Genomic DNA, 21,506 nt, shown 5'->3' with positions numbered 1-21,506 from the left:
CCGGTTTGCCGGGCGCGACCGGATTCGGCGCGCCGGGCAAACCGGCGCCGGGCCAGTCGGTCGCGTCCGCTTCACGCACCGCGCGCGTGTCGGGCCACAACAGCGCAGGCCGCACCGGCTGCCCGGCCGCGTCGATCAGCACGACGCCATGCATCTGGCCGGAGAAGCCGATCGCGGCGACCTGCTCGCGCTCGGCGGCCGGCAGCCGTGCCGCGGCGCGCACGAGCGCCTGCCACCACACATCGGGCGCGATTTCGGCCCAGCCGGGCTGCGGCGAAGACAACGCATAGGGTTCGCTCGCAACCGCGCGCTCGACGCCGTCGGCATCGAGCGTGACGAGTTTGACGGAGCCGGTACCGAGGTCGATTCCGAGCAGGCGCATGGCTGAATGGCGTAGTCGAGTAAACGGATATCGATGATAGCGGGATCGCGACATGCGCCCCGATTTGCGCGGCGCTTTTGCCGCCGCGGCAACGCGAAAACGCGGCCGCGCGCGGCGGCTTCACGGGGCTGCATCTTGCGCGTGAAAACGGCCGCTCGCGGGTTAACCCCGCACGATTTTTCGCAGGTCGTTTTTGCCACTATGCCGCAGTGCCGATACACACCATAAAGCCGGCGATATTTGACACGGGGGTCCGCACTATTTTGAAGGGCTATAAAACCGGGGAACCTCACTCCAGCGGCGTTTCCCGATGATCTTCCCCCTGTTGCATGCCGAAACGGCATATCGAACCAGCAAAGAGCGGAATAGAACCCAGCGCTCTTGTTGCGATGGTGCATTCCGCATAACTTCGTACCACCCTGAAAACGAGATCATGGAGTGAGACAGATGCAATCGAACACGGTCCATCCGTGCGATGAGGTGCTGCCGACCGGCAAGCTTGTTACGCTTGGTCTCCAGCACGTCCTCGTCATGTACGCCGGCGCTGTCGCCGTGCCGCTTATCGTCGGCGGCGCGCTGAAGCTGCCGAAAGACCAGATCGCGTTCCTGATCAGCGCCGATCTGTTTTCGTGCGGCATCGCCACGCTGATCCAGACGCTCGGACTGTGGATCTTCGGGATCCGCCTGCCCGTCATCATGGGCTGCACGTTCGCCGCGGTCGGCCCGATGATCGCGATCGGCACCAACCCCGGCCTCGGCATTCTCGACATCTTCGGCTCGACCATCGCGGCCGGCATCATCGGCATCGTGCTCGCGCCGATGATCGGCAAGCTGCTGCGGTTCTTCCCGCCGGTCGTGGTCGGCACCGTGATCGCGGTGATCGGGCTGTCGCTGATGGAAGTCGGGATCAACTGGGCCGCCGGCGGCGTCGGCAACCCCGAATACGGCAGCCCGGTCTATCTCGGCCTGTCGCTGCTCGTGCTCACGCTGATCCTGCTGATCAACAAGTTCGGCCGCGGCTTCCTCGCGAACATCTCGGTGCTGCTCGGCATCGTCGCCGGCTTCGTGATCGCGTTTGCGGTCGGCCGCGTGAATACGGACGGCGTGGCGCTCGCACCGTGGGTCGGCTTCGTGATGCCGTTCCACTTCGGCCTGCCGCACTTCGACCCGCTGTCGATCGCGACGATGGTCACGGTGATGTTCGTCACGTTCATCGAATCGACCGGCATGTTCCTCGCGGTCGGCGACATGGTCGATCGTCCGGTCAACCAGGACCGCCTCGTGCGCGGCCTGCGCGTCGATGGCCTCGGCACGCTGATCGGCGGCATCTTCAACTCGTTCCCGCACACGTCGTTCTCGCAGAACGTCGGCTTGATCGGCGTGACGGGCGTGAAGAGCCGGTTCGTCTGCGCGACGGGCGGCGTGATCCTGGTGCTGCTCGGCCTGTTCCCGAAGATGGCGCAGGTCGTCGCGTCGGTGCCGCCGTTCGTGCTCGGCGGCGCGGGCATCGTGATGTTCGGGATGGTGGCGGCAAACGGCATCAAGGTGCTGTCGAAGGTCGACTTCGTGAACAACACGCACAACCTGTTCATCGTCGCCGTGAGCGTCGGCATGGGCCTCGTTCCGGTCGTGTCGCCGCACTTCTTCTCGAAGCTGCCGCCCGCGCTCGCACCGATCCTGCACAGCGGCATCCTGCTCGCGTCGGCCTCCGCCGTGATCCTGAACATCGTGTTCAACGGCGTGAAGGGCGAGAAGGACGCGCGGTGCGAGATCCGCCGCGCAGGACATGACTTCGACGGACGCCCGGCCGACGTGCATCACTGATCGGTCCGCGGCGGACGCCCGGCGCGAGACGGCAAGCAAAAAACGCCACGGCAAGCCGTGGCGTTTTGCTTTGCGGGGAGGACGGCAGCGGGGATGGCGGTAATGCCGGTGACGGCGGTAATGCCGGTGATGCCTATGACGGCGGGGATACCGGTGACGGCGGGACGGTGACGGCGGTGATGGCGCTACGCAGTCGCGACAAACCGGCCGCCCAAAAGAAACGCCACGGACTTTCGTCCGTGGCGTTGTCGCATCCCGGGGACCGCGACTTCAGCGAGCCGGTGCGGTCGCCCGCCCCTGCCCGCCGTCGTGCTTACCCGTTCGTCGCTGTGGCCGACGCAGGCGCCGGTGCGGCCGGCTTGTCGTAGTCGACCGTCTGGTCCGGCGCGCGCGGCGTCTCGCCGGCTTGCTGGATCCAGCCGCCGCCCAGTGCGCGGTACAGCGTGACCAGGTTCGTCCAGCGGGCCAGACGCGCGTTGATCAGCGACTGCTGCGCGGTGTACAGATCGGTTTGCGCGGTCAGCACCGACAGGTAGCTGTCGACCCCGTTCTTGTAGCGCAAGTCCGACAGATCGAAACGACGCTGCTGCGCGTGCTCGTTGCGCTCGAGCGCGGCGATCTGCTGGTCGTACGTGCCGCGTGCTGCCAGCCCGTCCGAGACTTCGCGGAACGCCGACTGGATCGCCTTCTCGTAGTTGGCGATCTCGATGCGCTTCTGCACGTTCGCGAGGTTCAGGTTCGCGATGTTCTGGCCGCCTTCGAAGATCGGCATCGTGATCTGCGGCGCGAACGACCACGCCGCGGTGCCGGCCTTGAACAGCCCGCCGAGCGTGGGGCTCCCGGTGCCGAACGCGCCCGTCAGCGAGATGCGCGGGAAGAACGCCGCGCGTGCCGCGCCGATGTTCGCGTTCGCGGCCAGCAGCGTCTGCTCGGCCTGCATCACGTCGGGGCGACGCGTCAGCAGGTCCGACGGCAGGCCGGCCGGCACGTCCGTCAGCAGGTTCTGCGCGTCGAGCGGCATACCTGCGGGCAGATCGTCCGGCAGCGGCTCGCCGACCAGCAGCACCAGTGCATTCAATGCCTGCGCACGCGCGCGCGCCTGGGCCTGCTGGTTCGACAGCGCCTGCTCGACCACCGTCTGCGCCTGACGCAGCTCGAGCTCGGAGCCCGTGCCGTTGTCGAACTGCAGCTTCGTCAGGTCGTACGACGCCTGCGCGGTCTTCAGCGTGTTTTCCGTGACCTTCAGCAGGTCGTCGGTCGACAGCAGCGTCAGGTACTGATCCGCGACCTGCGACACCAGCGAGATCTCGGTGGCCTGCCGTGCATACGACGTCGACAGGTACTGCGCGAGCGCCTGATCCTTCAGGCTCTGCACGCGGCCGAACAGATCGAGCTCCCACGACGCGGACAGGCCGACGTTGTAGGCGCGCGAGATGTACGGCGCACCGGTCTGCGAAAGGCCCTGCGGCACGCGCTGGATATTGCCGGTGCCCGTGCCGTCGAGCGTCGGGAACAGGCCGGCGCGCGTGATCTGGTACTGCGCGCGCGCCGCCTCGATGTTCAGCACCGCGACGCGCAGGTCGCGGTTGTTCTTCAGCGCGATCTCGATCAGCCGCTGCAGGCGCGGATCGACGAAGAATTCGCGCCAGCCGATGGCGGTCGCCGCCTGGCCGTTCGCGCTGCGCGCGCCGGCAGCACCCGGCTGCGTCGCATAGACGCCGTCGGCCGGGTACGCCTGCGCGACGGGTGCGTCGGGCCGCTTGTAATGCGGCGCCATCGTGCAGCCCGTGGCAAGGAGCGCGACCGCGATTGCAGTCAAAGCGTGTTTTTGCATCATCACTGTCCCTTGTTGCCTTGGTCGCCGTTGCCCGGCTTCTCTTCGTGGCGCGCGTGCTCCTGAGCCAGGCGCAGTGCCTCGTCGGCATCTTCCTTCTCGCCGCTGAAGATCGCACGGATCTTCACGAAGAACATCGGAATCAGGAAAATCGCGAGGAACGTCGCAGTGAGCATCCCGCCGATCACGCCCGTACCGATTGCGTGCTGGCTCGCCGAACCCGCGCCGTTGCTGATCGCGAGCGGCATCACGCCGAGAATGAACGCGAGCGACGTCATCAGGATCGGACGCAGCCGCTGACGCGCCGCTTCCAGCGCGGCCTCGATCGGCCCCATCTTCTCGGTCACCTGCAACTCGCGGGCGAACTCCACGATCAGAATCGCGTTCTTCGCGGACAAGCCCACGGTGGTCAGCAGGCCGACCTGGAAGTACACGTCGTTCTCGAGGCCGCGCATCGTCGCCGCGAGCAGTGCGCCCACGACGCCGAGCGGCACCACCATGATCACCGAGAACGGGATCGACCAGCTTTCATACAGCGCCGCGAGACACAGGAACACGACCAGGATCGAGATCGCATACAGGATCGGCGCCTGCGAACCGGACTGGATTTCCTGGAACGACAGGCCCGTCCACGAATAGCCGATACCGACCGGCAGCTTCTTCGCGAGCCCTTCCATCGCGGTCATCGCCTGACCGGTCGACTTGCCCGGTGCGGCCTGACCCTGGATTTCCATCGCCGACACGCCGTTGTAGCGCTCGAGCTTCGGCGAACCGTACGTCCAGTGACCGCTCGCGAACGCGCCGAACGGCACCATCCCGCCCGCCCCGTTGCGCACGTACCAGATGTTCAGGTCTTCCGGCGTCATCCGGAACGGCGCGTCCGACTGCACGTACACCTTCTTGATCCGGCCGTCGGTATCGAGGAAGTTGTTCACGTACTTCGACGCCCATGCGATCGAGAACGTCTGGTCGATCGCCTCCGCCGTCACGCCGAGCGCGTTCGCCTTCTCGCGATCGATGTCGACCTTGTACTGCGGCGTATCGTTCAGCCCGTTCGGACGCACGCCCTGCAGCGTCGGATCCTTCGCGGCCATCCCGAGCAGCTGATTACGCGCGGCCATCAGCGCGTTGTGGCCGAGACCGGCGTTGTCCGTCAGCTCGAAGTCGAAGCCGGCGGCCGTGCCGAGTTCCGGAATCGACGGCGGGTTGAACGGGATCACCATCGCGTCCTTGTAGCCCGCGTAGCGGCCGAACATCCGGCCGATCAGCGCCTGCACCTTCTGGTTCGCGTGCTGACGCTGCGAGTAGTCCTTCAGGCGCACGAACACCAGACCGGAGTTCTGGCCGCGGCCGGCGAAGCTGAAGCCGTTGACCGTGAACGCCGATTCGACGATTTCCTTCTCGTCCTTCAGCAGGTAGTCGGAAATGTTCGCGAGCGTCCGCGCGGTCGTTTCCTGCGTCGAACCCGACGGCGTCTGCACGATCACGAACATCAGGCCCTGGTCTTCATCGGGCAGGAACGACTTCGGCAGGCGCACGAACAGCAGGCCGACCGCGACGATCACGACCAGATAGATGATGAGCCAGCGGCCCGAGCGCTTGATCACGTGGTGCACGCCGACGTGGTACTTGTCGCGGCTGTTGTTGAACGTGCGGTTGAACCAGCCGAAGAAGCCCTTCTTCTCTTCGTGATGGCCCTGCGGGATCGGCTTGAGGATCGTCGCGCACAGTGCGGGCGTCAGAATCAACGCGACCAGCACCGACAGAATCATCGCCGTCACGATCGTCAGCGAGAACTGACGATAGATCGCGCCGACCGACCCGCCGGAGAACGCCACCGGCACGAACACGGCCGACAGCACGAGCGCGATCCCGACCAACGCGCCGGTGATCTGGCCCATCGCCTTGCGGGTCGCCTCCTTGGGCGACAGCCCCTCTTCCGCCATCACGCGCTCGACGTTCTCCACCACCACGATCGCATCGTCCACCAGCAGGCCGATCGCGAGCACGAGGCCGAACATCGACAGCGTGTTGATCGAGAAGCCCACCAGCGACATGACCGCGAACGTGCCGAGCAGCACGACCGGCACCGCGATCGTCGGGATGATCGTCGCCCGCAGGTTCTGCAGGAACAGATACATCACGAGGAACACGAGCACGATACCTTCGAGCAGCGTCTTGACCACTTCCTCGATCGACAGCTTCACGAACGGCGTCGTGTCGTACGGATACTTCACGACGAGGCCGTGCGGGAAGAACGGTGCGAGCTCGTCGATCTTCGCGCGCACGGCCTTCGCGGTCGCCAGCGCGTTCGCGTTGGTCGCGAGCTGGATACCGAGTGCCGCGGTCGGCTGACCGTTGTACTTCGTGTCGAAGTTGTAGTTTTCGCCGCCGAGTTCGATCTTCGAGACGTCCTTCAGGCGAACCTGCGAGCCGTCCTGGTTGACCTTCAGCAGGATGTTGCCGAACTGCTCGGGCGTCTGCAGCAGCGTCGATTCGGTGATCGTCGCCTGCAGCACGGTGCCCGGCTTGGCCGGCGTGCCGCCGATCTGGCCGCCCGCGATCTGCACGTTCTGCGCGGCGATCGCGCTCGACACGTCGACCGGCGTGAGGCCGTAGTTCGTGAGGCGGGTCGGGTCGAGCCAGATCCGCATCGCGTACTGCGAGCCGAACAGCGTGACGGTACCGACGCCGTTCAACCGGCTGATCGGATCCTTCACGTGCGACGCCACGAAGTTCGCGAGATCGTACTTGTTCATGCTGCCGTCTTCGGAGTTGAAGGCGAGCACCAGCAGGAAGCTGCTGCTCGACTTCGTCACCGACAGACCAAGCTGCTGCACGACCTGCGGCAGAACCGGCGTCGCGAGCGACAGCTTGTTCTGCACCTGGACCTGCGCGATGTCGGCGTTGGTGCCCGGCGCGAAGGTCAGCGTGATCGTCGCGTTGCCCGAGTCGTCACTCGTCGACGACATGTACAGGAAGTTGTCGAGACCGCTCATCTGCTGCTCGATCACCTGCGTCACCGTGTCTTCCACGGTCTTCGCGGAAGCGCCCGGGTAGTTCGCGGTGATCTGGATCGATGGCGGCGCGATCGTCGGATACTGCGAGATCGGCAGCGTGAAGATCGCCGCGACCCCGGCCAGCATCAGGATGATGGCGATCACCCACGCGAAGATCGGGCGATCGATAAAAAACTTTGCCATGAAACAGGCTCCCTGTTATTTCGCGCTCGAAGCAGCGGCGGCGCTCGCCGGCGCTGCGCCCGATGCGGCGGCACCCGAGGCTGCGGCACCCGAGGCTGCGGCACCCGAGGCAGCGGCGGCGGCCGGCGCGGTGGATGCGGCTGCACCCGATGCGGCATCGGCGGCCGGCAACTGCGCGGCGACCGACTTCACCGTCGCGCCCGGACGAACCTTCTCGACGCCCTGCACGATCACGCGGTCGCCCGCTTGCAGGCCGCCTTCGACGATCCAGTTCTGACCTTGCATGCCGGTCGTCTTCAGCGGACGCGGCTCGACCTTGTTGCTCGCGTTCACGACCAGCGCGACCGCCTGGCCCTTCGCGTCATGCGTGACGCCGATCTGCGGCACCAGGTACGCGTTCTCGTTCACGCCTTCCTCGATCCGTGCGCGCACGAACATCCCCGGCAGCAGCACGCGGCCCGGGTTCGGGAACACCGCGCGGATCGTCACCGAGCCCGTCGTCTGGTCGACCGTCACGTCCGAGAACTGCAGCTTGCCGGCGTCCGAATAGGTCTTGCCGTCCTCCAGGATCAGCGATACCTTCGCCGCGCCCGGGCCGCTCGTCTTCAGGCGGCCGCTCTGCACGTCCTGGCGCAGCTTCAGCCCCTCGAGGCTCGACTGCGTCAGGTCGACATAGACCGGATCGAGCTGCTGCACCGTCGACATCAGCGTCGCCTGGCTCGCCTGCACGTAAGCGCCCGGCGTGACTTGCGAAATGCCGACGCGGCCGGTGATCGGCGACACGACGTCCGTATAGCCGAGGTTGATCTGCGCGGTATCGACCGCTGCCTTGCCGGCCGCGACGTCCGCCGCGGCCTGGCCTTGCGTGGCCACCGCGTTGTCGTATTCCTGCTTGCTGACCGCATTCGCGGCCACCAGCACCTTGTAGCGCGCGACCAGCGCGTTCTGCGTGACGAGGTTCGCCTGCGCCTTCGCGAGCGTCGCCTTCGCGCTGTTCAGCTGAGCGATGTACGGTGCCGGGTCGATCTTGTAGAGGCGCTGGCCGGCCTTGACGTCGCCGCCTTCGGTGAATTCACGGCGCAGCACGATGCCGTCGACCCGCGCGCGGACCTGCGCGACGAGGAAGGCGCTGGTGCGGCCCGGCAGTTCGGTGAAGACCGGAACGGATTGCGGCTGGACGGTGACGACACCGACTTCCGGCGTTTGCGGCGGCGGTGCCGATTCTTTTTTTCCGCAGGCAGCCAGGAAAACCGCGGCTGCCGCGACAGTGATCAAGCGGTATGGAACCCGTTCGACGCGCATGGAGCGACCTCTGTTTGTAACCAATGGAATGAGTGCAGCGCCCCGCGGGAGCGCAACACGGATGCGCCTCGCGGCGCAGATCGAACACCTGAATTACTGGACTGCTGGATACAGCAAGTCGGCACGAGACCTGCATGCCGACGAGATGCCGCGAACTGCGGACTGGTACTTTGGCGGGAATCAGCAGAGTGGGATATTAACTGATTGCCACTTGGGCCATTCGATCGTAGGGTGGTATTGTATATACATTCACGAATGTATGTAAAAAGCCCGATCGCCCGTCGCGACCCGCCCAATCTTACGAATTATTTCCAATCGAGAGCATAGCGGCTCCCGGAGACGGCGACGAGGGTTGCAGACCCTATATTCACCTACGATCGATCCATTCAGGCCTGCACATGGTCAGACGTACCAAGGAGGAGGCGCTCGAGACGCGCAACCGCATTCTCGATGCCGCCGAACACGTATTCTTCGAGAAGGGCGTGTCGCACACTTCGCTCGCGGACATCGCCCAGCACGCCGGCGTGACGCGCGGCGCGATCTACTGGCATTTCGCGAACAAGAGCGAGTTGTTCGACGCGATGTTCGACCGCGTGTTCCTGCCGATCGACGAGCTCAAGCGGATGCCGCTCGACGCGCCCGGCGGCAATCCGCTCGACAAGATCCGCAAGATCCTGATCTGGTGCCTGCTCGGCGTGCAGCGCGACTCGCAGTTGCGACGCGTGTTCAGCATCCTGTTCATGAAGTGCGAATACGTCGCGGACATGGAGCCGCTGCTGCAGCGCAACCGCGCAGGGATGAGCGAGGCGCTGCACGCGATCGATGCCGATCTCGCGGGCGCCGTCCGGCTCAAGCTGCTGCCCGAGCGGCTCGACACGTGGCGCGCGACGCTGATGCTGCACACGCTCGTCAGCGGTTTCGTGCGCGACATGCTGATGCTGCCCGACGAAATCGACGCCGAGCAGCATGCGGAACAACTCGTCGACGGCTGCTTCGACATGATGCGCTACAGCCCGGCGATGCTGAAGACGGGCGACTGACGGGCGCCCCGCCGACGGCGCGACATGCGCCGTTTGATCGTCATCGGCCGGTCGATCCGGCCATGCGCGGGCGGGCAGCGCCGCGCCGCCAGAGCGATTCCTCTACTTTCCCCGATTCGCTCAGGCCGCCTTCGCGCGTTGCGCGCGGGCCCGCCGGTTCGACGCGGCCACCGAATCGCGCGTCGGCATCGCCGCGCCGCCGAGTCCCGCGATCCATGCATCGGTCGACATCACGGCCGCGAAATTCGACTGGAACACCACCGTGTACGCGCGGTGAATCTCCTCGGCGCTCGCCGCGCCCGCTTCGTTCTCGTACGGCAACGCACCGGTTGCGTCCGTCAGGTATTCGACGGCGAGCCCCGCGTGCGCCGCGTGATAGACCGTCGCCGCATTGCAGTTGTGCGTCATGTAGCCGGTGACCGAGAGCGTGTCGATGCCGTGCGCGTCGAGCCACGCGGCGAGATCGGTGCCGGCGAACGCGCTGGCCTGCGCCTTCACGATCAGGTGCGCATACGGCCGGTCGGCGACGACCGGATGCAGCGCGACGCCGTCCGTGCCGGGCGCGAAGATCGGCGCACCCGCCGGCGCGACGTGCTGAACGACGATCACGGGCACGCCGGCCGCATGCGCGGCGTCGATCGCGCGGCCGATGTTCGCGAGCGATGTGGCGACGGGCGGATACTCGATCGGCAGGTTGCCCGTCACGTATTCGTTCTGGACATCGATCACGATCAGGGCACGGCGGGAAGCGGAAGGCGATACGGCGTTCGACATGGCAGGCTCCGGGTTCGGCCGCGCCGCCCCGCTCCGGAACGGGGCGGACAGCAGCGCGATGGGATGCATTGTCGGATCGCATCGCGCTTGAGGACAGTGGCCCGATAGCCATTCTTCGATAGAATCGGGCCATCGCCATTCCGGAGCCCGTCATGCGCGCCGCTGCGTCGTCCGTTGCCCCCGCCCCGACCGTCGTCGCCGTGATCGCGTACGACGGCATCAGCCCGTTCCACCTGTCGGTGCCGTCCGTCGTGTTCGGCAAGGAGCGCGATGCGGCCGCGACGCCCGCGTTCGAGTTCCGCGTGTGCTCGGCCGAGCGCGGCCCGCTGTCGACGACGGGCGGCTTCACGATCACCGCGCCGCACGGGCTCGACGCACTCGACGACGCGGACATCGTCATCGTGCCGGCGTGGCGCGATCCGGCCGAAGCGCCGCCGGACGTGCTGGTCGACGCGGTACGCGCGGCGGCCGCGCGCGGCGCGCAGGTCGTCGGCCTGTGCCTCGGCGCGTACGTGCTCGCCGCGGCCGGGCTGCTCGACGGGCGCCCGGCCACGACGCACTGGGCGTGGGCCGACGACTTCGCGCAGCGCTTTCCGCGCGTGAAGCTCGACCCCGACGTGCTATACGTCGACGACGGCAACCTGATGACGTCGGCCGGCACGGCCGCGGGGCTCGACTGCTGCCTGCACGTGGTGCGGCGGCGCTTCGGCTCGAACGCCGCGAACCAGATCGCGCGCCGTCTCGTGATCCCGCCGCACCGCCAGGGCGGGCAGGCGCAATACGTGCCGCAGCCAGTCGCCGCGCATCCGCGCGACGCGCGACTCGCGGGCCTGCTCGACTGGGTGCGCGCGCATCTCGATGCCGCACACAGTGTGGATTCGCTCGCCGAACGCGTACTGATGAGCCGGCGCACGTTCACGCGCCACTTCCGCCAGGCGACGGGCACGACCGTCACCGCGTGGCTGCAGGCCGAGCGGCTCACGCGTGCGCAACATCTGCTGGAAACCACCGGACAATCGATCGACGCGATCGCGCAGGCGGCCGGCTATGGCTCGAGCGTGTCGCTGCGCCAGCATTTCGCGGGCGCGCTCGGCACGTCGCCGTCGGCATATCGGAGGGAATTTCGCGGCGCCGGGCCCGACGCGCGGCGCTAGTGGCCGCCGCGCCGCCGGCGCTCGGCCGGGCGACGCGCTAGCGAGCGCAGCCGCTCAGGCGCCGTTGATCCAGCGCGCCGCATACAGCAGCAACGCGACGAACACGATGATCGCCGCCCACGCCCAGACGGGCAGCGGGCCGGATTCGCGATGATGAACGGCGCTCGCGGCGCGGCCGCTCAGCGCGCTGCCGAGGTGCGACGACAGCGGACGCTTCGCCGCGGCCATCAGCGACGCGGGCCGCAGGAACACATGCTGGCGACGCTGCGGGCTCGAGCGCGCGCGGTTCGGCACGAGACCGTGCTTCGCCTGCACGACCGCGCAGAATTCGCGGAAGAAATCGTCGGTCCACTCGTGCAGCGCATTCTCGATCTGCCGCGCCGGCAACTCGGCAAGCGGCCCGCTCGCCGTCGCCCACACCACGTATTTGGTGCGCGTCGCGGCTTCGTCGTCGTCCGGCAGCAGCACAAGCTCGACCTGCCCGCGCAGCGCGCCGAGGCCGTCGGCCCGCGCCTTGAAGTTGAGCACGCGGCGCGGCTGCCCTTCCGCGTCGCCCTGCTCGCTCGCCGAATGCGCACGCACGTCGTAGCGCGCACGCAGCGGGCCAAGCGGGACCGTGATCGTCAGCGCGAACTCGCCGTGCGCGAGCTTCACGAACGATTCGCAATGGTCGAAGCTCGCCCGCAGCAACGCGAGATCCTCCAGTGCCTCCCGCACGACAGCCGGCGCGAGCGGTACGCGTAACGTGTCGGTCAGTTCCATGATGCCTCCCCGATGAACCCACGCCGTATCAGGACGTCTCGATGAGATTGTCGACCCGAGCGACATCGAAGGCGACGTAGTGCGCAAGCGCGGACGCGGTCTCCCCCGGTTCCTCGTAACTCCACGCGGCGTTCTCGATCACGCCGTCTTCGGTCTGCAGATGGAAATATACGGCCTGCCCCCTCAACGGACACGCCGTCGTGACACTCGACTTCACGAGCCGGTGCATGTTGACGTCGCCGCGCGGCAGGTAATGGATGTCCGGCAGGCCCGTTTCGCGCACGGTCAGTGCGCCCTGCGAGTCGGCGTACGTGATGCCGCGATGAATCACGCGCACGCGATGGCGGTTCGGCACGATTTCTAGGCGAGGGTCGGCGGCATCGGACATCGTTTCTTCTCCGGGCGGCGGCCCCGGCAGGCAAGCCGGGTACAGGAAACGAAAAAGCCACGGCACAGGGGCCGTGGCTCTCATTATGGGCGAAACTGCACCCGATTGCGCGACCCGACCGGGCCCGCGCGATCCGCTATTGCGTATTCCACCGGAACGCGGCCTTCGCGCCGCCCTTCGCACCGACCGTGACCGCGCGCGATTCGTCGCTGCCCTGGTACGACGCGTGAACGGTGTAGCGCCCCGGCGGCAGCTTCACGAGCATGTACGGGCCGCGCGCGTCCGTCTTCAGCAATTCGGTGCCCTTGGCGTCGACGATCCGCACATGGACGTCGGCCAGGAATTCGCCGCCCGGGCCGGTGAAGCGCAGCGCCAGCGGCCACGCCGCTTCGCTTTGCTCGAATGCCGTCGATTGATCCTTGCCGATGCCGCCCGACACATAGCTGACATCACCCTGCTGGCTCGCCGCAGGCAAGCCGTCCTGCTGGCTCGCCGCGGGCAAGCCGTCCGATTGCGCGTAGGCGCCGGGCGCGGCGCCTACGAGGCCGGCGGCGAGTGCCGCGGCGGCGGCAATTCGGGACACGTTGCGTAGATATTGCATGGCTCTCTCCTTTCGGGTCGGAACACAGCACCACGGGGCCGAACGCCGGCAGCGCCCGCGAGGGCCGGCGAAGCCGGCCCGCAACGGCCGCCGGTCAGCTCAGGTCGACCGGCACGAAGATCTGTGCATTATCGCGCTGAATCAGGAGAGCAAGACTGTTGCCCGCTCCCTTGACCGCATCGCGCAATTGCTCGGCGCTCGTGACCGGGCGGCCGTTGACCGCGAGGATCACGTCGCCAGGCTGGATGCCCGCGGTCGCTGCCGGGCCGCCGGCCTGCTGCACGATCAGCCCGTGCGACAGGTTGGCGGCGCTGCGCTCCTGCGGCGTGAGGGGCCGCACCGCGACGCCGAGGCGCCCCTGCTCGACCGGGCCGCCGTCGTTCGACGCCAGCTTCGCGTCGGTCATCGCGCCAAGCGTCACGCTGATCGACTTCTTCGACTTGTCGCGCCACACCTGCAGGTCGGCCTTCGAACCCGGCTTCAGGTTGGCGATCTGTGCGGGCAGCGACGTCGAGTCGGCCACAGGCGAGCCGTTCACCCCCAGGATCACGTCGCCCGGCTGCAGGCCGGCCTTCGCGGCCGGGCCGTTCGGGTCGACCGAGCTGACGAGCGCGCCGTCCGGCTTCTGCAGTCCGAACGAGCTCGCGAGCGTCTGGTTCAGCCCCTGCACGGCGACGCCGAGGCGGCCGCGGCTCACGTGGCCCGTCTTCACGAGCTCGTCCTTGACCTTGATCGCCTCATTGATCGGGATCGCGAACGACAGGCCCTGGAAGCCGCCCGTCTGCGAGTAGATCATCGAGTTGATGCCGATCACCTCGCCCTGCAGGTTGAACAGCGGGCCGCCCGAGTTGCCGGGGTTCACCGGCACGTCGGTCTGGATGAACGGCGTGTAGTTCTCGTCGGGCAGCGCGCGCGATTTCGCGCTGATGATGCCGGACGTGACCGTGTTGTCGAAGCCGTACGGCGAGCCGATCGCGACGACCCATTGGCCGACCTTGCTCTGGCCCGGGTCGCCGATCTTCACGGTCGGCAGGCCGCTCGCGTCGATCTTCAGCACCGCGACGTCGGATTGCTTGTCGGAGCCGACGACCTTCGCCTTGTACTCGCGCTTGTCGGTCAGCTTGACCGTGACGACGTTCGCGCCGTCGATCACGTGCGCATTGGTGAGGATGTACCCGTCGGCGCTGACGATGAAGCCTGAACCGAGGCTCGCGCTCGGCTGGTCGTCCGGCTGCGCGTCGCCGCCCATGCCCGGCACCTGGCCGTAGAAGTGCTTGAAGAACTGGTAGAACGGATCGCTCGGATCCATCGGCAGCTGCGGCTGCTGCACCCGTCGCGACACCTGCTTCACGACGTGCTTCGCGCTGATGTTCACGACCGCCGGGCCGTAGGTTTCGACCAGCCCGGAGAAATCGGGAATGCCGGTCTTCGCCGCGGCCTCGGCCGGCATCAGCGCCGCGGCCTGCGCGGGCGTGATGATCTGCGGATCGGCGCGGCGGGTGCCCGCGACATAGCCGGCGGACAGGGCGGCCGCCACGGCGACCGCGACGGCGCCGCGCGCAAGGAATCGGGTGTTCATCGTAGGACCTCCTCTTTGTTAGGACGCAGCGTAACGACCCTGACTTAAAGGAGGCTTAATCGACCTCAAGCGAGGCCTAGACCCTGTTCACGCTGGTGACGGGCGGGCGCCGGCGCCCGCGCGGCGCCGTGCATCATGCGGATTCGGCAGCCTGCGCCGGCATCTCGGCGTCGCGGAACACGACGCTCACGAGCAGGCCGCCCGCGGCAGCGTCGCCGAGCGACACCGTCGCGCCCTGCTGCGCCGCCACGCGCTTGACGATCGCGAGCCCGAGCCCGCTGCCCGACACGTCGGCGCGCGCCCGCGCGGAGCTGTCGCGGTAGAAGCGATCGAACACGCGCTCGCGCTCGTCGGCCGGGATGCCGGGCCCGCTGTCGCCGATCTGCACGCACGCGCGGCCGGCCGCGTCGCGCGTCAGCGACACGTCGATACGGCCGCCATCGGGGGTGTACTTCACCGCGTTGTCGAGCAGGTTGCCGAACATCACGCGCAGCGCGCCGACGTCCGCGACGACGGTCGCCGCGCGGGTCTCCTCGAAGCCGAGATCGATGTGATGCCGCTGCGCGAGCGGCGCATGCGCGGCCACGCATTCGACGAGCAGCGCCTGCAGATCGACCGGCTCGCGCATCGTCGCGCCGTCCGGCTCGGCGCGCGCGAGCGCGAGCAGTTGCTCGGTGAGACGCGTCGCGCGCGACACGCCGTCCTGGAGATCCGCAATCGCCTCGCGACGCGATGTATCGTCCTTCGCGCGGGCGACGAGCTGCGCCTGGATCTGCACGGCCGCGAGCGGCGTGCGCAGTTCGTGCGCGGCATCGGCGACGAAGGCCTTCTGCGTGTCGAGCGCCGCCGACAGCCGCGCGAGCAGCCCGTTCAGCGCGCGCACGAGCGGCTGCACCTCGAGCGGCAGGCCCGCATCGTGCAAGGGATCGAGCGCTTCCGGGCGGCGTGCCTCGACCGCGCGCGTCACGCGGGCGAGCGGCGCGAGCCCGCGCCCGACGATCACCCAGACCGCCGCGCCGAGGAACGGCAGCAGCACGATCAGCGGCCACAGCGTGCGCAGCGCGACGTTCGCCGCGAGCCGGTTGCGCACCGACAGCGGCTGCGCGAGCTGCACGACGTTGTCGCCGACGATCGCGCCGTACACACGCCATTCGCCGCGATCGGTGCGCTCGGTCGAGAAGCCGAGTTCCGCGCGCGGCGCGATCGGCGCGCGCGGATGCGAGAAGTACATCAGCACGCCGTTGCGGTTCCAGATCTGGATCACGATGCCTTCGTCGCCGTTGGTGCGCGAACCGAACACCTGCGAGAACGGCTCGGACGGCAGCGCCGCGGCGATTTCCTGCAGCTGGTAGTCGAACAGTTCGTTCGCTTCGGCGAGCGCCTGCCGGTAGATCAGCCAGCCCGCGAGGCCCACGCCGGCGACGACGATCGCGAGCAGCCAGATCAGCAATTGATGACGAATCGACCTCACGCGTCAGCTTTCCTTGACGACCATGTAGCCGAGCCCGCGCACGTTGCGGATCAGGTCCGAACCGAGCTTCTTGCGCAGCGCGTGGATGTAGACCTCGACCGTGTTGCTGCCGATCTCCTCGCCCCAGCCGTACATCTTCTCCTCGAGCTGGCTCTTCGACAGCACCGCGCCGGGCCGCGCCAGCAGCGCCTGGAGCAGCGCGAACTCGCGCGCGGACAGCGCGACGGGCGCGCCGTCGAGCGTCACCTGGTGCGACGCGGGATCGAGCGTCAGCGCGCCGTGGCGGATCAGCGATTCGCTGCGCCCCGCCTGGCGGCGGATCAGCGCGCGCATCCGCGCGCCCAGTTCGTCGAGGTCGAACGGCTTGACGAGGTAGTCGTCGGCGCCCGCGTCGAGCCCCTTCACGCGATCGGCGACCGCATCGCGCGCGGTGACGATCAGCACCGGCAGCGACTGCCCGCGCGCACGCAGCGTGCGCAGCACGTCAATGCCGTCGCGCTTCGGCAGGCCGAGATCGAGCAGCAGCAGGTCGTACGCCTCGCCGCCGAGCGCCGTGAGCGCCGCGTCGCCGTCCTGCACCCAGTCGACCGCGAAGCCGTCGGCGCGCAACGCCTTGCGTACGCCTTCGGCAATCATTCGATCGTCTTCAACAAGGAGAATCCGCATCGGAACCGGAACCCATGGGGCGAGTCAACATGGCGACCATTGTAGCGCCGCGAATCGCGCGCGCCGCCTGCAATGCAACAGAAAGGCGGATTGCAAGGAGCGTGTGCGCACTTGTCTCTACAATGTGCGCTCCGGCGCGCCGCGCGCCCTGCCCGAACCCCTGCATTTCCCGTATTCGCCCATGCCGATTTCCGATCTCTCCGCCCGGTTCGCGCCCCGCGCCCGCCTCTGCCTGCGTGCGGCCGCCGTCGTCGCCACCTGCACGGCCCTTGCGTTCGCACCGTCCGCGCAGGCCCGCAAGAAGCCCCACAAGGAAGCGCGCAAGACCGTCGTCGTGTCGCCCGCCGCGCGCGCGGCCGGCCTGCCGGCGTCGGTGCTCGTCGCGCTGCAGCGCGCGAAGGTGCCGGCATCGGCGATGAGCGTCGTCGTCGAGCGCGTCGGCGATCCCGAGCCGCTGATCGAATGGAACGCGAGCCGGCCGATGCTGCCGGCGTCGACGATGAAGCTCGTCACGACCTTCTCGGGCCTGTCGATCCTCGGCCCCGACTTCCGCTGGCGCACCACCGCGTATGCGGACGGCCAGGTCGATCCGGACGGCACGCTGCAAGGCAACCTGTACATCAAGGGCACCGGCGATCCGAAGCTCGTGCCCGAGGAGCTGATCGACCTCGTCGACAAGCTCCGCAAGGCGGGCATCAAGCGCGTGGCCGGCGGCCTCGTGCTCGACAAGAGCTATTTCGCCGCGTCGACGCGCGACCTGCCGTCGTTCGACGACGACGTGAGCGCACCGTACAACGTCGGCCCCGATCCGCTGCTGTACGCGTTCAAGGCCGTGTCGTTTACGGTGACGCCGGGTGACGACGGCAAGGTCGCCGTCGATGTGCTGCCGCCGCTCGCCAATCTGTCGATCGACAACCAGCTGTACGAAGGCAGCGGATCGTGCGGCGCGGCTGCCGCGGCCGCGCGTCCGACGCTGTCGGCCGGCAGCGGGATCATGACCGCGTCGTTCGCCGGCGACTATCCGCTGCGCTGCGGCGCGCGCACGACCAATCTCGCGATCCTCGATCACACGACGTTCTTCGCGCGCGGCTTCCTCGCGCTGTGGCAACAGGACGGCGGCACGATCGCGGGACCGGTCAGCGAAGGCAAGGTGCCGACCACCGCACGCCCGCTCGCCGTCCATCACAGCCCGGTGCTCGGCAGCATCGTCTACGACATCAACAAGTTCAGCAACAACGTGATGGCGCGCAACCTGTTCCTGACGATCGGCGCGGTCGCCGGCAAGCCGCCCGCGACACCCGAGCAGTCGAGCCGCGCGATTCACGCGTTCCTGCAGAAGAGCGGGATCGCGATGCCCGACCTCGCGCTCGAGAACGGCTCGGGCCTGTCGCGCGACGAGCACGTGAGCGCGCTGTCGCTCGCCGCGCTGCTGCAGGCCGCGAACGCGAGCCCGGTCGCGCAGGCGTTCGTCGATTCGCTGCCGGTCGCCGGCATCGACGGCACGATGAAGAACCGCCTGACCAACGCCGGCGTGCTCGGCAACGCGCACATCAAGACGGGCACGCTGCGCGACGTGCGCGCGATCGCGGGCTACGTCGCGGGCGCGGACGGCCAGAGCTACATCGTCGTGAGTTTCATCAACGACGATCACGCGGAAGCCGCGCGCGCCGCGCACGACACGCTGCTCGAATGGATCTACGCGGGCGCGCACTGACGGCGCACGTGGCGCGACGCGGCGCACCCGCGCACCGCCCGCGCGCTGCGCCATAAAACGGGGCCGCACCGCGCGGCCCCGTTGCACATGGTTTCCGTAGAAACCCTGTCCTCAGAGGGAACCCTCTACGCTGCCCTCTCGCCTAGCGCGTGGCGATTGCGTAGGCTGTTGGCCTGACCGATATCTACAACGGGCCATAGGCCCGGCCTCACGGCTTGCAGGGGAAAGGAGGAGACACGTCCATGCGATTCGACGTCGAATTGCTTCTGCTCGCGCTGGCGCCCGTCTTCCTGCTCTGCATCGCGTGGGAGGCCTGGCACCTCGCCCGCACGCGTGCGCAGGACCGTGTCTATGCGTGGCGCGACACGCTGTGCAACGCGGCGCTCGCGCTGATGCACCAGGGCGCCGACAAGCTCGCGTGGCTGTTCGTGATCCCCGTTTATGCGTACTGCTACGCACATTTCCGGCTGTTCACGTGGCACGACGGCTGGCTGTCGTTCGCCGTGCTGTTCATCGGCCAGGACTTCCTCTACTACGTGTTCCATCGCGCGAGCCATCGCGTGCGCTGGCTGTGGGCCGCGCACGTCGTGCACCACTCGTCCGAGCGGATGAATTTCTCGACCGCATTCCGGCAGAGCCTGATGTATCCCGTCGCGGGCATGTGGGCGTTCTGGCTGCCGCTCGCGTTCGTCGGCTTTCCGCCGCAGCAGATCGTCGGTGTCGTGCTGATCAACCTCGCGTTCCAGTTCTTCGTGCACACGCAGGCGATCGGCAAGCTCGGCTGGCTCGAATACGTGCTCAACACGCCGTCGATCCATCGCGCGCACCATGCACGCAACCCGCGCTACATCGACCGCAATTACGCAGGTGTGCTCGTGATCTGGGATCGCCTGTTCGGCAGCTACGTCGAGGAGTCGCCCGACGATCCGCCGCAATATGGAATCGTCGAGCCGCTCGGCTCGAACAACCCGCTCGTCGCGACGTTCCACGAGTGGGTGTCGATGGCGGCCGACGCGTTGCGCATCGACGGATGGCGCAACAAGCTGCGCGCGATTTTCGGCCCGCCCGAATGGGCGAGCGCTTATCATGCGCAGATTGCAGAGGCCGCGAACCAGGATCCGCGCGCCGTGCCGCTTGCGGCTGCGCGTGACCAATAAACCGTTTCAGCCAACGGCCGCCGCGCAGCCCGGAACCAGGCAGGCACGCGGCAGATGAGAAATACATCAGGCCATATCTACGAGGAGATCGAACGATGCAATCACAACAACACGCACCTTCCCGCCACCGTCAACGCATGCTGCGCACCGCGCAGGTCGCGATCGCCGGCGCCGCGCTCGCGCTGCTCGCCGCCTGCGGCGGCGGCGACGACAACAACAGCAGCGCGTCGAACACGCCGCCGTCGGGCGTGAAGATGCAGGTCGTGTCGTTCGGCGACAGCCTGTCCGACGCCGGCACCTACTCGCAGATCAAGCTCGGCTTCGGCGGCGGCCGCTTCACGACCAACCCGGGGCAGGTCTGGACACAACTCGTCGCGACCTACTACGGCGACACGCTCCAGCCCGCCAACCAAGGCGGCTTCGGCATCCCGCTGCAGGCGACGGGCGGCCTCGGCTATGCGCAGGGCGGCTCGCGCGTCACGCTGCAGCCGGGCATCGGCCACGCGGACGCAAGCGTGCCGAATTCCGACTACGCACAGGCGACGACGATCCCGATCGCCGACCAGGTGAAGCAGTACCTGTCGCAGCACGGCAGCTTCAACGCAGGCCAGATCGTGCTGCTCAACGGCGGCGCGAACGACATTTTCTACCAGGCGCAGGTCGCGCAAGCGCAAGGCAACACGCCGGCCGCTCAGCTCGCGGCGGCCCAGGCGATCGGTCTCGCCGCGCAGCAGTTCGCGGGCATCGTCCAGCAGATCGTCGCGGCGGGCGGCACGCACGTGTTCGTGTCGAACGTGCCGGACATCGGCGGCACGCCATTGGCCGTGTCGAGCGGCACGCAGGCCGCGTTCACGCAGTTGTCGGGGCTGTTCAATCAGACGCTCGCCGGCACGCTGGCCGCGCTGAAGGTCGACACGACCAAGTACGTGCTGATGGACACGTTCTCGTGGCAGGACGGCATCACGGCCAACTACCAGGCGAACGGCTTCACCGTGTCGAACACCGGCACCGCGTGCAACCTGGAGGCGATGATCAACGCGGCGAAGGCGTTCGGCGCACCGATGCCGAGCGCATTCGGCTCGTCGCTGTTCTGCTCGCCGCAGACCTACACGACCCCGAACGCGGACCAGACCTACATGTTCGCCGACACGGTCCACCCGTCGACGCACATGGGCGTGCTGGTCGCGCAGTTCGTCGAAAAGCAGATCGCGGCATCCGGCGTCGGCAAGTAAGCGCACCGAAGCCGTCGCGACGCGCCCCGACCGGATGCAGCAGGCCGGGGCGCGTCGCGAACCGCATCAAACGAAAACGCCCGACCGGTTCCCGGTCGGGCGTTCGTCCTTTCGGCGCGGGTATCGGTGCGCGGCTTGCTGCGGATTGCCGCGCTAGCGCTGCGCTTCGAACGCGGCCGCCGCGCGGCCGAGCCGGTCGTTGACCGCGATCCATTCGACGGTGTCCGGCAGCTTCTCGACGAGAATCCGCGCGACGTCCGCACGATCGAGCGCGCGCAGCATGCCGTACAGGTCGCGCGCATACGCCTGCGGATCTTCCGGCGCCGCGACGAAATGCACGCCGTCGGCCTCCGCCCAGCGTCCCGCGCGCGACGCGCGTGCGACGAGCGCGACGCGTTCGCCGTCGGTCTGCGCGGCCGCGAA

The 21,506-nt window shown here is 67.8% G+C and carries 18 protein-coding genes; 6 read left to right on the top strand and 12 right to left on the bottom strand.

Features of this window, described 5'->3' with window-relative positions; translation table 11 throughout:
- Window positions 1-382: FGGY family carbohydrate kinase (locus tag F3J14_RS24490; protein WP_247682282.1), on the bottom strand; the 382-nt coding region annotated here is incomplete at its 3' end.
- Window positions 383-829: 447 nt separating this feature from the next.
- Between F3J14_RS24490 and F3J14_RS24485 the strand changes: the two genes are divergently transcribed.
- On the top strand, window positions 830-2,206 hold the full coding sequence (locus tag F3J14_RS24485; protein WP_166725184.1) for a nucleobase:cation symporter-2 family protein: 1,377 nt from the start codon (window positions 830-832) through the stop codon (window positions 2,204-2,206).
- Between the two features lie 313 nt (window positions 2,207-2,519).
- Here the strand turns inward: F3J14_RS24485 and F3J14_RS24480 are convergent, their stop codons facing one another.
- From F3J14_RS24480 to F3J14_RS24470, 3 genes are read right to left on the bottom strand one after another with little or no spacing between them, the layout of a single operon-like run.
- Window positions 2,520-4,043, bottom strand: a complete 1,524-nt coding sequence (locus F3J14_RS24480; protein ID WP_166725183.1) for an efflux transporter outer membrane subunit — start codon at window positions 4,041-4,043, stop codon at window positions 2,520-2,522.
- On the bottom strand, window positions 4,043-7,243 hold the full coding sequence (locus F3J14_RS24475; protein ID WP_166725182.1) for an efflux RND transporter permease subunit: 3,201 nt from the start codon (window positions 7,241-7,243) through the stop codon (window positions 4,043-4,045). The genes F3J14_RS24480 and F3J14_RS24475 overlap by 1 nt, the downstream gene beginning before the upstream one ends.
- 15 nt (window positions 7,244-7,258) lie before the next feature.
- Window positions 7,259-8,545, bottom strand: a complete 1,287-nt coding sequence (locus F3J14_RS24470) for an efflux RND transporter periplasmic adaptor subunit (RefSeq protein ID WP_166725181.1) — start codon at window positions 8,543-8,545, stop codon at window positions 7,259-7,261.
- Between the two features lie 398 nt (window positions 8,546-8,943).
- Between F3J14_RS24470 and F3J14_RS24465 the strand changes: the two genes are divergently transcribed.
- The gene (locus F3J14_RS24465; protein ID WP_166725180.1) at window positions 8,944-9,585 is read left to right on the top strand and encodes a TetR family transcriptional regulator; all 642 of its coding nucleotides are present in this window, start codon (window positions 8,944-8,946) and stop codon (window positions 9,583-9,585) included.
- 120 nt (window positions 9,586-9,705) lie between these two features.
- Here the strand turns inward: F3J14_RS24465 and F3J14_RS24460 are convergent, their stop codons facing one another.
- Window positions 9,706-10,359: a cysteine hydrolase family protein gene (locus tag F3J14_RS24460; protein WP_166725179.1), complete on the bottom strand. Its 654-nt coding sequence runs from the start codon at window positions 10,357-10,359 to the stop codon at window positions 9,706-9,708.
- A gap of 152 nt (window positions 10,360-10,511) precedes the next feature.
- On the opposite strand from F3J14_RS24460, the gene F3J14_RS24455 reads away from it, so the two are divergent.
- Entirely contained in the window at window positions 10,512-11,513 is a 1,002-nt protein-coding gene (locus F3J14_RS24455) for a helix-turn-helix domain-containing protein (RefSeq protein WP_166725178.1), read from the top strand.
- 54 nt (window positions 11,514-11,567) lie between these two features.
- Here F3J14_RS24455 and F3J14_RS24450 read toward each other — a convergent pair whose 3' ends face one another.
- The 6 genes from F3J14_RS24450 to F3J14_RS24425 all read right to left on the bottom strand — a co-directional run bounded on the left by F3J14_RS24450 (window position 11,568) and on the right by F3J14_RS24425 (window position 16,980).
- Complete coding sequence (locus tag F3J14_RS24450; RefSeq protein ID WP_166725177.1) at window positions 11,568-12,275, bottom strand: SRPBCC domain-containing protein; 708 nt, start codon at window positions 12,273-12,275, stop codon at window positions 11,568-11,570.
- A 28-nt stretch (window positions 12,276-12,303) separates the two neighbouring features.
- Complete coding sequence (locus tag F3J14_RS24445; RefSeq protein WP_006749988.1) at window positions 12,304-12,663, bottom strand: DUF427 domain-containing protein; 360 nt, start codon at window positions 12,661-12,663, stop codon at window positions 12,304-12,306.
- A gap of 136 nt (window positions 12,664-12,799) precedes the next feature.
- Window positions 12,800-13,264: a carboxypeptidase-like regulatory domain-containing protein gene (locus F3J14_RS24440; protein ID WP_166725176.1), complete on the bottom strand. Its 465-nt coding sequence runs from the start codon at window positions 13,262-13,264 to the stop codon at window positions 12,800-12,802.
- A 94-nt stretch (window positions 13,265-13,358) separates the two neighbouring features.
- A complete protein-coding gene (locus F3J14_RS24435; RefSeq protein WP_166725175.1) occupies window positions 13,359-14,843 on the bottom strand; it encodes a DegQ family serine endoprotease in 1,485 nt (494 codons plus the stop codon).
- A gap of 133 nt (window positions 14,844-14,976) precedes the next feature.
- On the bottom strand, window positions 14,977-16,314 hold the full coding sequence (locus F3J14_RS24430; protein ID WP_166725174.1) for an ATP-binding protein: 1,338 nt from the start codon (window positions 16,312-16,314) through the stop codon (window positions 14,977-14,979).
- Between the two features lie 3 nt (window positions 16,315-16,317).
- Entirely contained in the window at window positions 16,318-16,980 is a 663-nt protein-coding gene (locus F3J14_RS24425; protein ID WP_034177105.1) for a response regulator, read from the bottom strand.
- 181 nt (window positions 16,981-17,161) lie between these two features.
- Between F3J14_RS24425 and dacB the strand changes: the two genes are divergently transcribed.
- From dacB to F3J14_RS24410, 3 genes are all read left to right on the top strand, one after another.
- Window positions 17,162-18,694 (top strand): D-alanyl-D-alanine carboxypeptidase/D-alanyl-D-alanine-endopeptidase, encoded by a 1,533-nt coding sequence (gene dacB / locus F3J14_RS24420; protein ID WP_166725173.1) that lies wholly within the window; start codon window positions 17,162-17,164, stop codon window positions 18,692-18,694.
- 242 nt (window positions 18,695-18,936) lie between these two features.
- A complete protein-coding gene (locus F3J14_RS24415; RefSeq protein WP_166725172.1) occupies window positions 18,937-19,851 on the top strand; it encodes a sterol desaturase family protein in 915 nt (304 codons plus the stop codon).
- 95 nt (window positions 19,852-19,946) lie between these two features.
- The gene (locus F3J14_RS24410; RefSeq protein ID WP_166725171.1) at window positions 19,947-21,083 is read left to right on the top strand and encodes an SGNH/GDSL hydrolase family protein; all 1,137 of its coding nucleotides are present in this window, start codon (window positions 19,947-19,949) and stop codon (window positions 21,081-21,083) included.
- 153 nt (window positions 21,084-21,236) lie between these two features.
- Here F3J14_RS24410 and F3J14_RS24405 read toward each other — a convergent pair.
- The coding region (locus F3J14_RS24405) for a Sua5 family C-terminal domain-containing protein (protein WP_282100731.1) at window positions 21,237-21,506 on the bottom strand (270 nt) is incomplete at its 5' end.

The sequence above is a fragment of the Burkholderia sp. Tr-862 genome (assembly GCF_011753085.1).
Taxonomy (GTDB): Bacteria; Pseudomonadota; Gammaproteobacteria; order Burkholderiales; family Burkholderiaceae; genus Burkholderia; species Burkholderia ambifaria.
Note: the sequence above shows the minus strand (reverse complement) of the source record. Positions and strands in the feature narration are given on the sequence as shown.

Coding starts and splice junctions, on each gene's coding strand:
- F3J14_RS24485 (WP_166725184.1), top strand. CDS start 830: ATGCAATCGAACACGGTCCATCCGTGCGATGAGGTGCTGCCGACCGGC.
- F3J14_RS24480 (WP_166725183.1), bottom strand. CDS start 4,043: ATGATGCAAAAACACGCTTTGACTGCAATCGCGGTCGCGCTCCTTGCC.
- F3J14_RS24475 (WP_166725182.1), bottom strand. CDS start 7,243: ATGGCAAAGTTTTTTATCGATCGCCCGATCTTCGCGTGGGTGATCGCC.
- F3J14_RS24470 (WP_166725181.1), bottom strand. CDS start 8,545: ATGCGCGTCGAACGGGTTCCATACCGCTTGATCACTGTCGCGGCAGCC.
- F3J14_RS24465 (WP_166725180.1), top strand. CDS start 8,944: ATGGTCAGACGTACCAAGGAGGAGGCGCTCGAGACGCGCAACCGCATT.
- F3J14_RS24460 (WP_166725179.1), bottom strand. CDS start 10,359: ATGTCGAACGCCGTATCGCCTTCCGCTTCCCGCCGTGCCCTGATCGTG.
- F3J14_RS24455 (WP_166725178.1), top strand. CDS start 10,512: ATGCGCGCCGCTGCGTCGTCCGTTGCCCCCGCCCCGACCGTCGTCGCC.
- F3J14_RS24450 (WP_166725177.1), bottom strand. CDS start 12,275: ATGGAACTGACCGACACGTTACGCGTACCGCTCGCGCCGGCTGTCGTG.
- F3J14_RS24445 (WP_006749988.1), bottom strand. CDS start 12,663: ATGTCCGATGCCGCCGACCCTCGCCTAGAAATCGTGCCGAACCGCCAT.
- F3J14_RS24440 (WP_166725176.1), bottom strand. CDS start 13,264: ATGCAATATCTACGCAACGTGTCCCGAATTGCCGCCGCCGCGGCACTC.
- F3J14_RS24435 (WP_166725175.1), bottom strand. CDS start 14,843: ATGAACACCCGATTCCTTGCGCGCGGCGCCGTCGCGGTCGCCGTGGCG.
- F3J14_RS24425 (WP_034177105.1), bottom strand. CDS start 16,980: ATGCGGATTCTCCTTGTTGAAGACGATCGAATGATTGCCGAAGGCGTA.
- dacB (WP_166725173.1), top strand. CDS start 17,162: ATGCCGATTTCCGATCTCTCCGCCCGGTTCGCGCCCCGCGCCCGCCTC.
- F3J14_RS24415 (WP_166725172.1), top strand. CDS start 18,937: ATGCGATTCGACGTCGAATTGCTTCTGCTCGCGCTGGCGCCCGTCTTC.
- F3J14_RS24410 (WP_166725171.1), top strand. CDS start 19,947: ATGCAATCACAACAACACGCACCTTCCCGCCACCGTCAACGCATGCTG.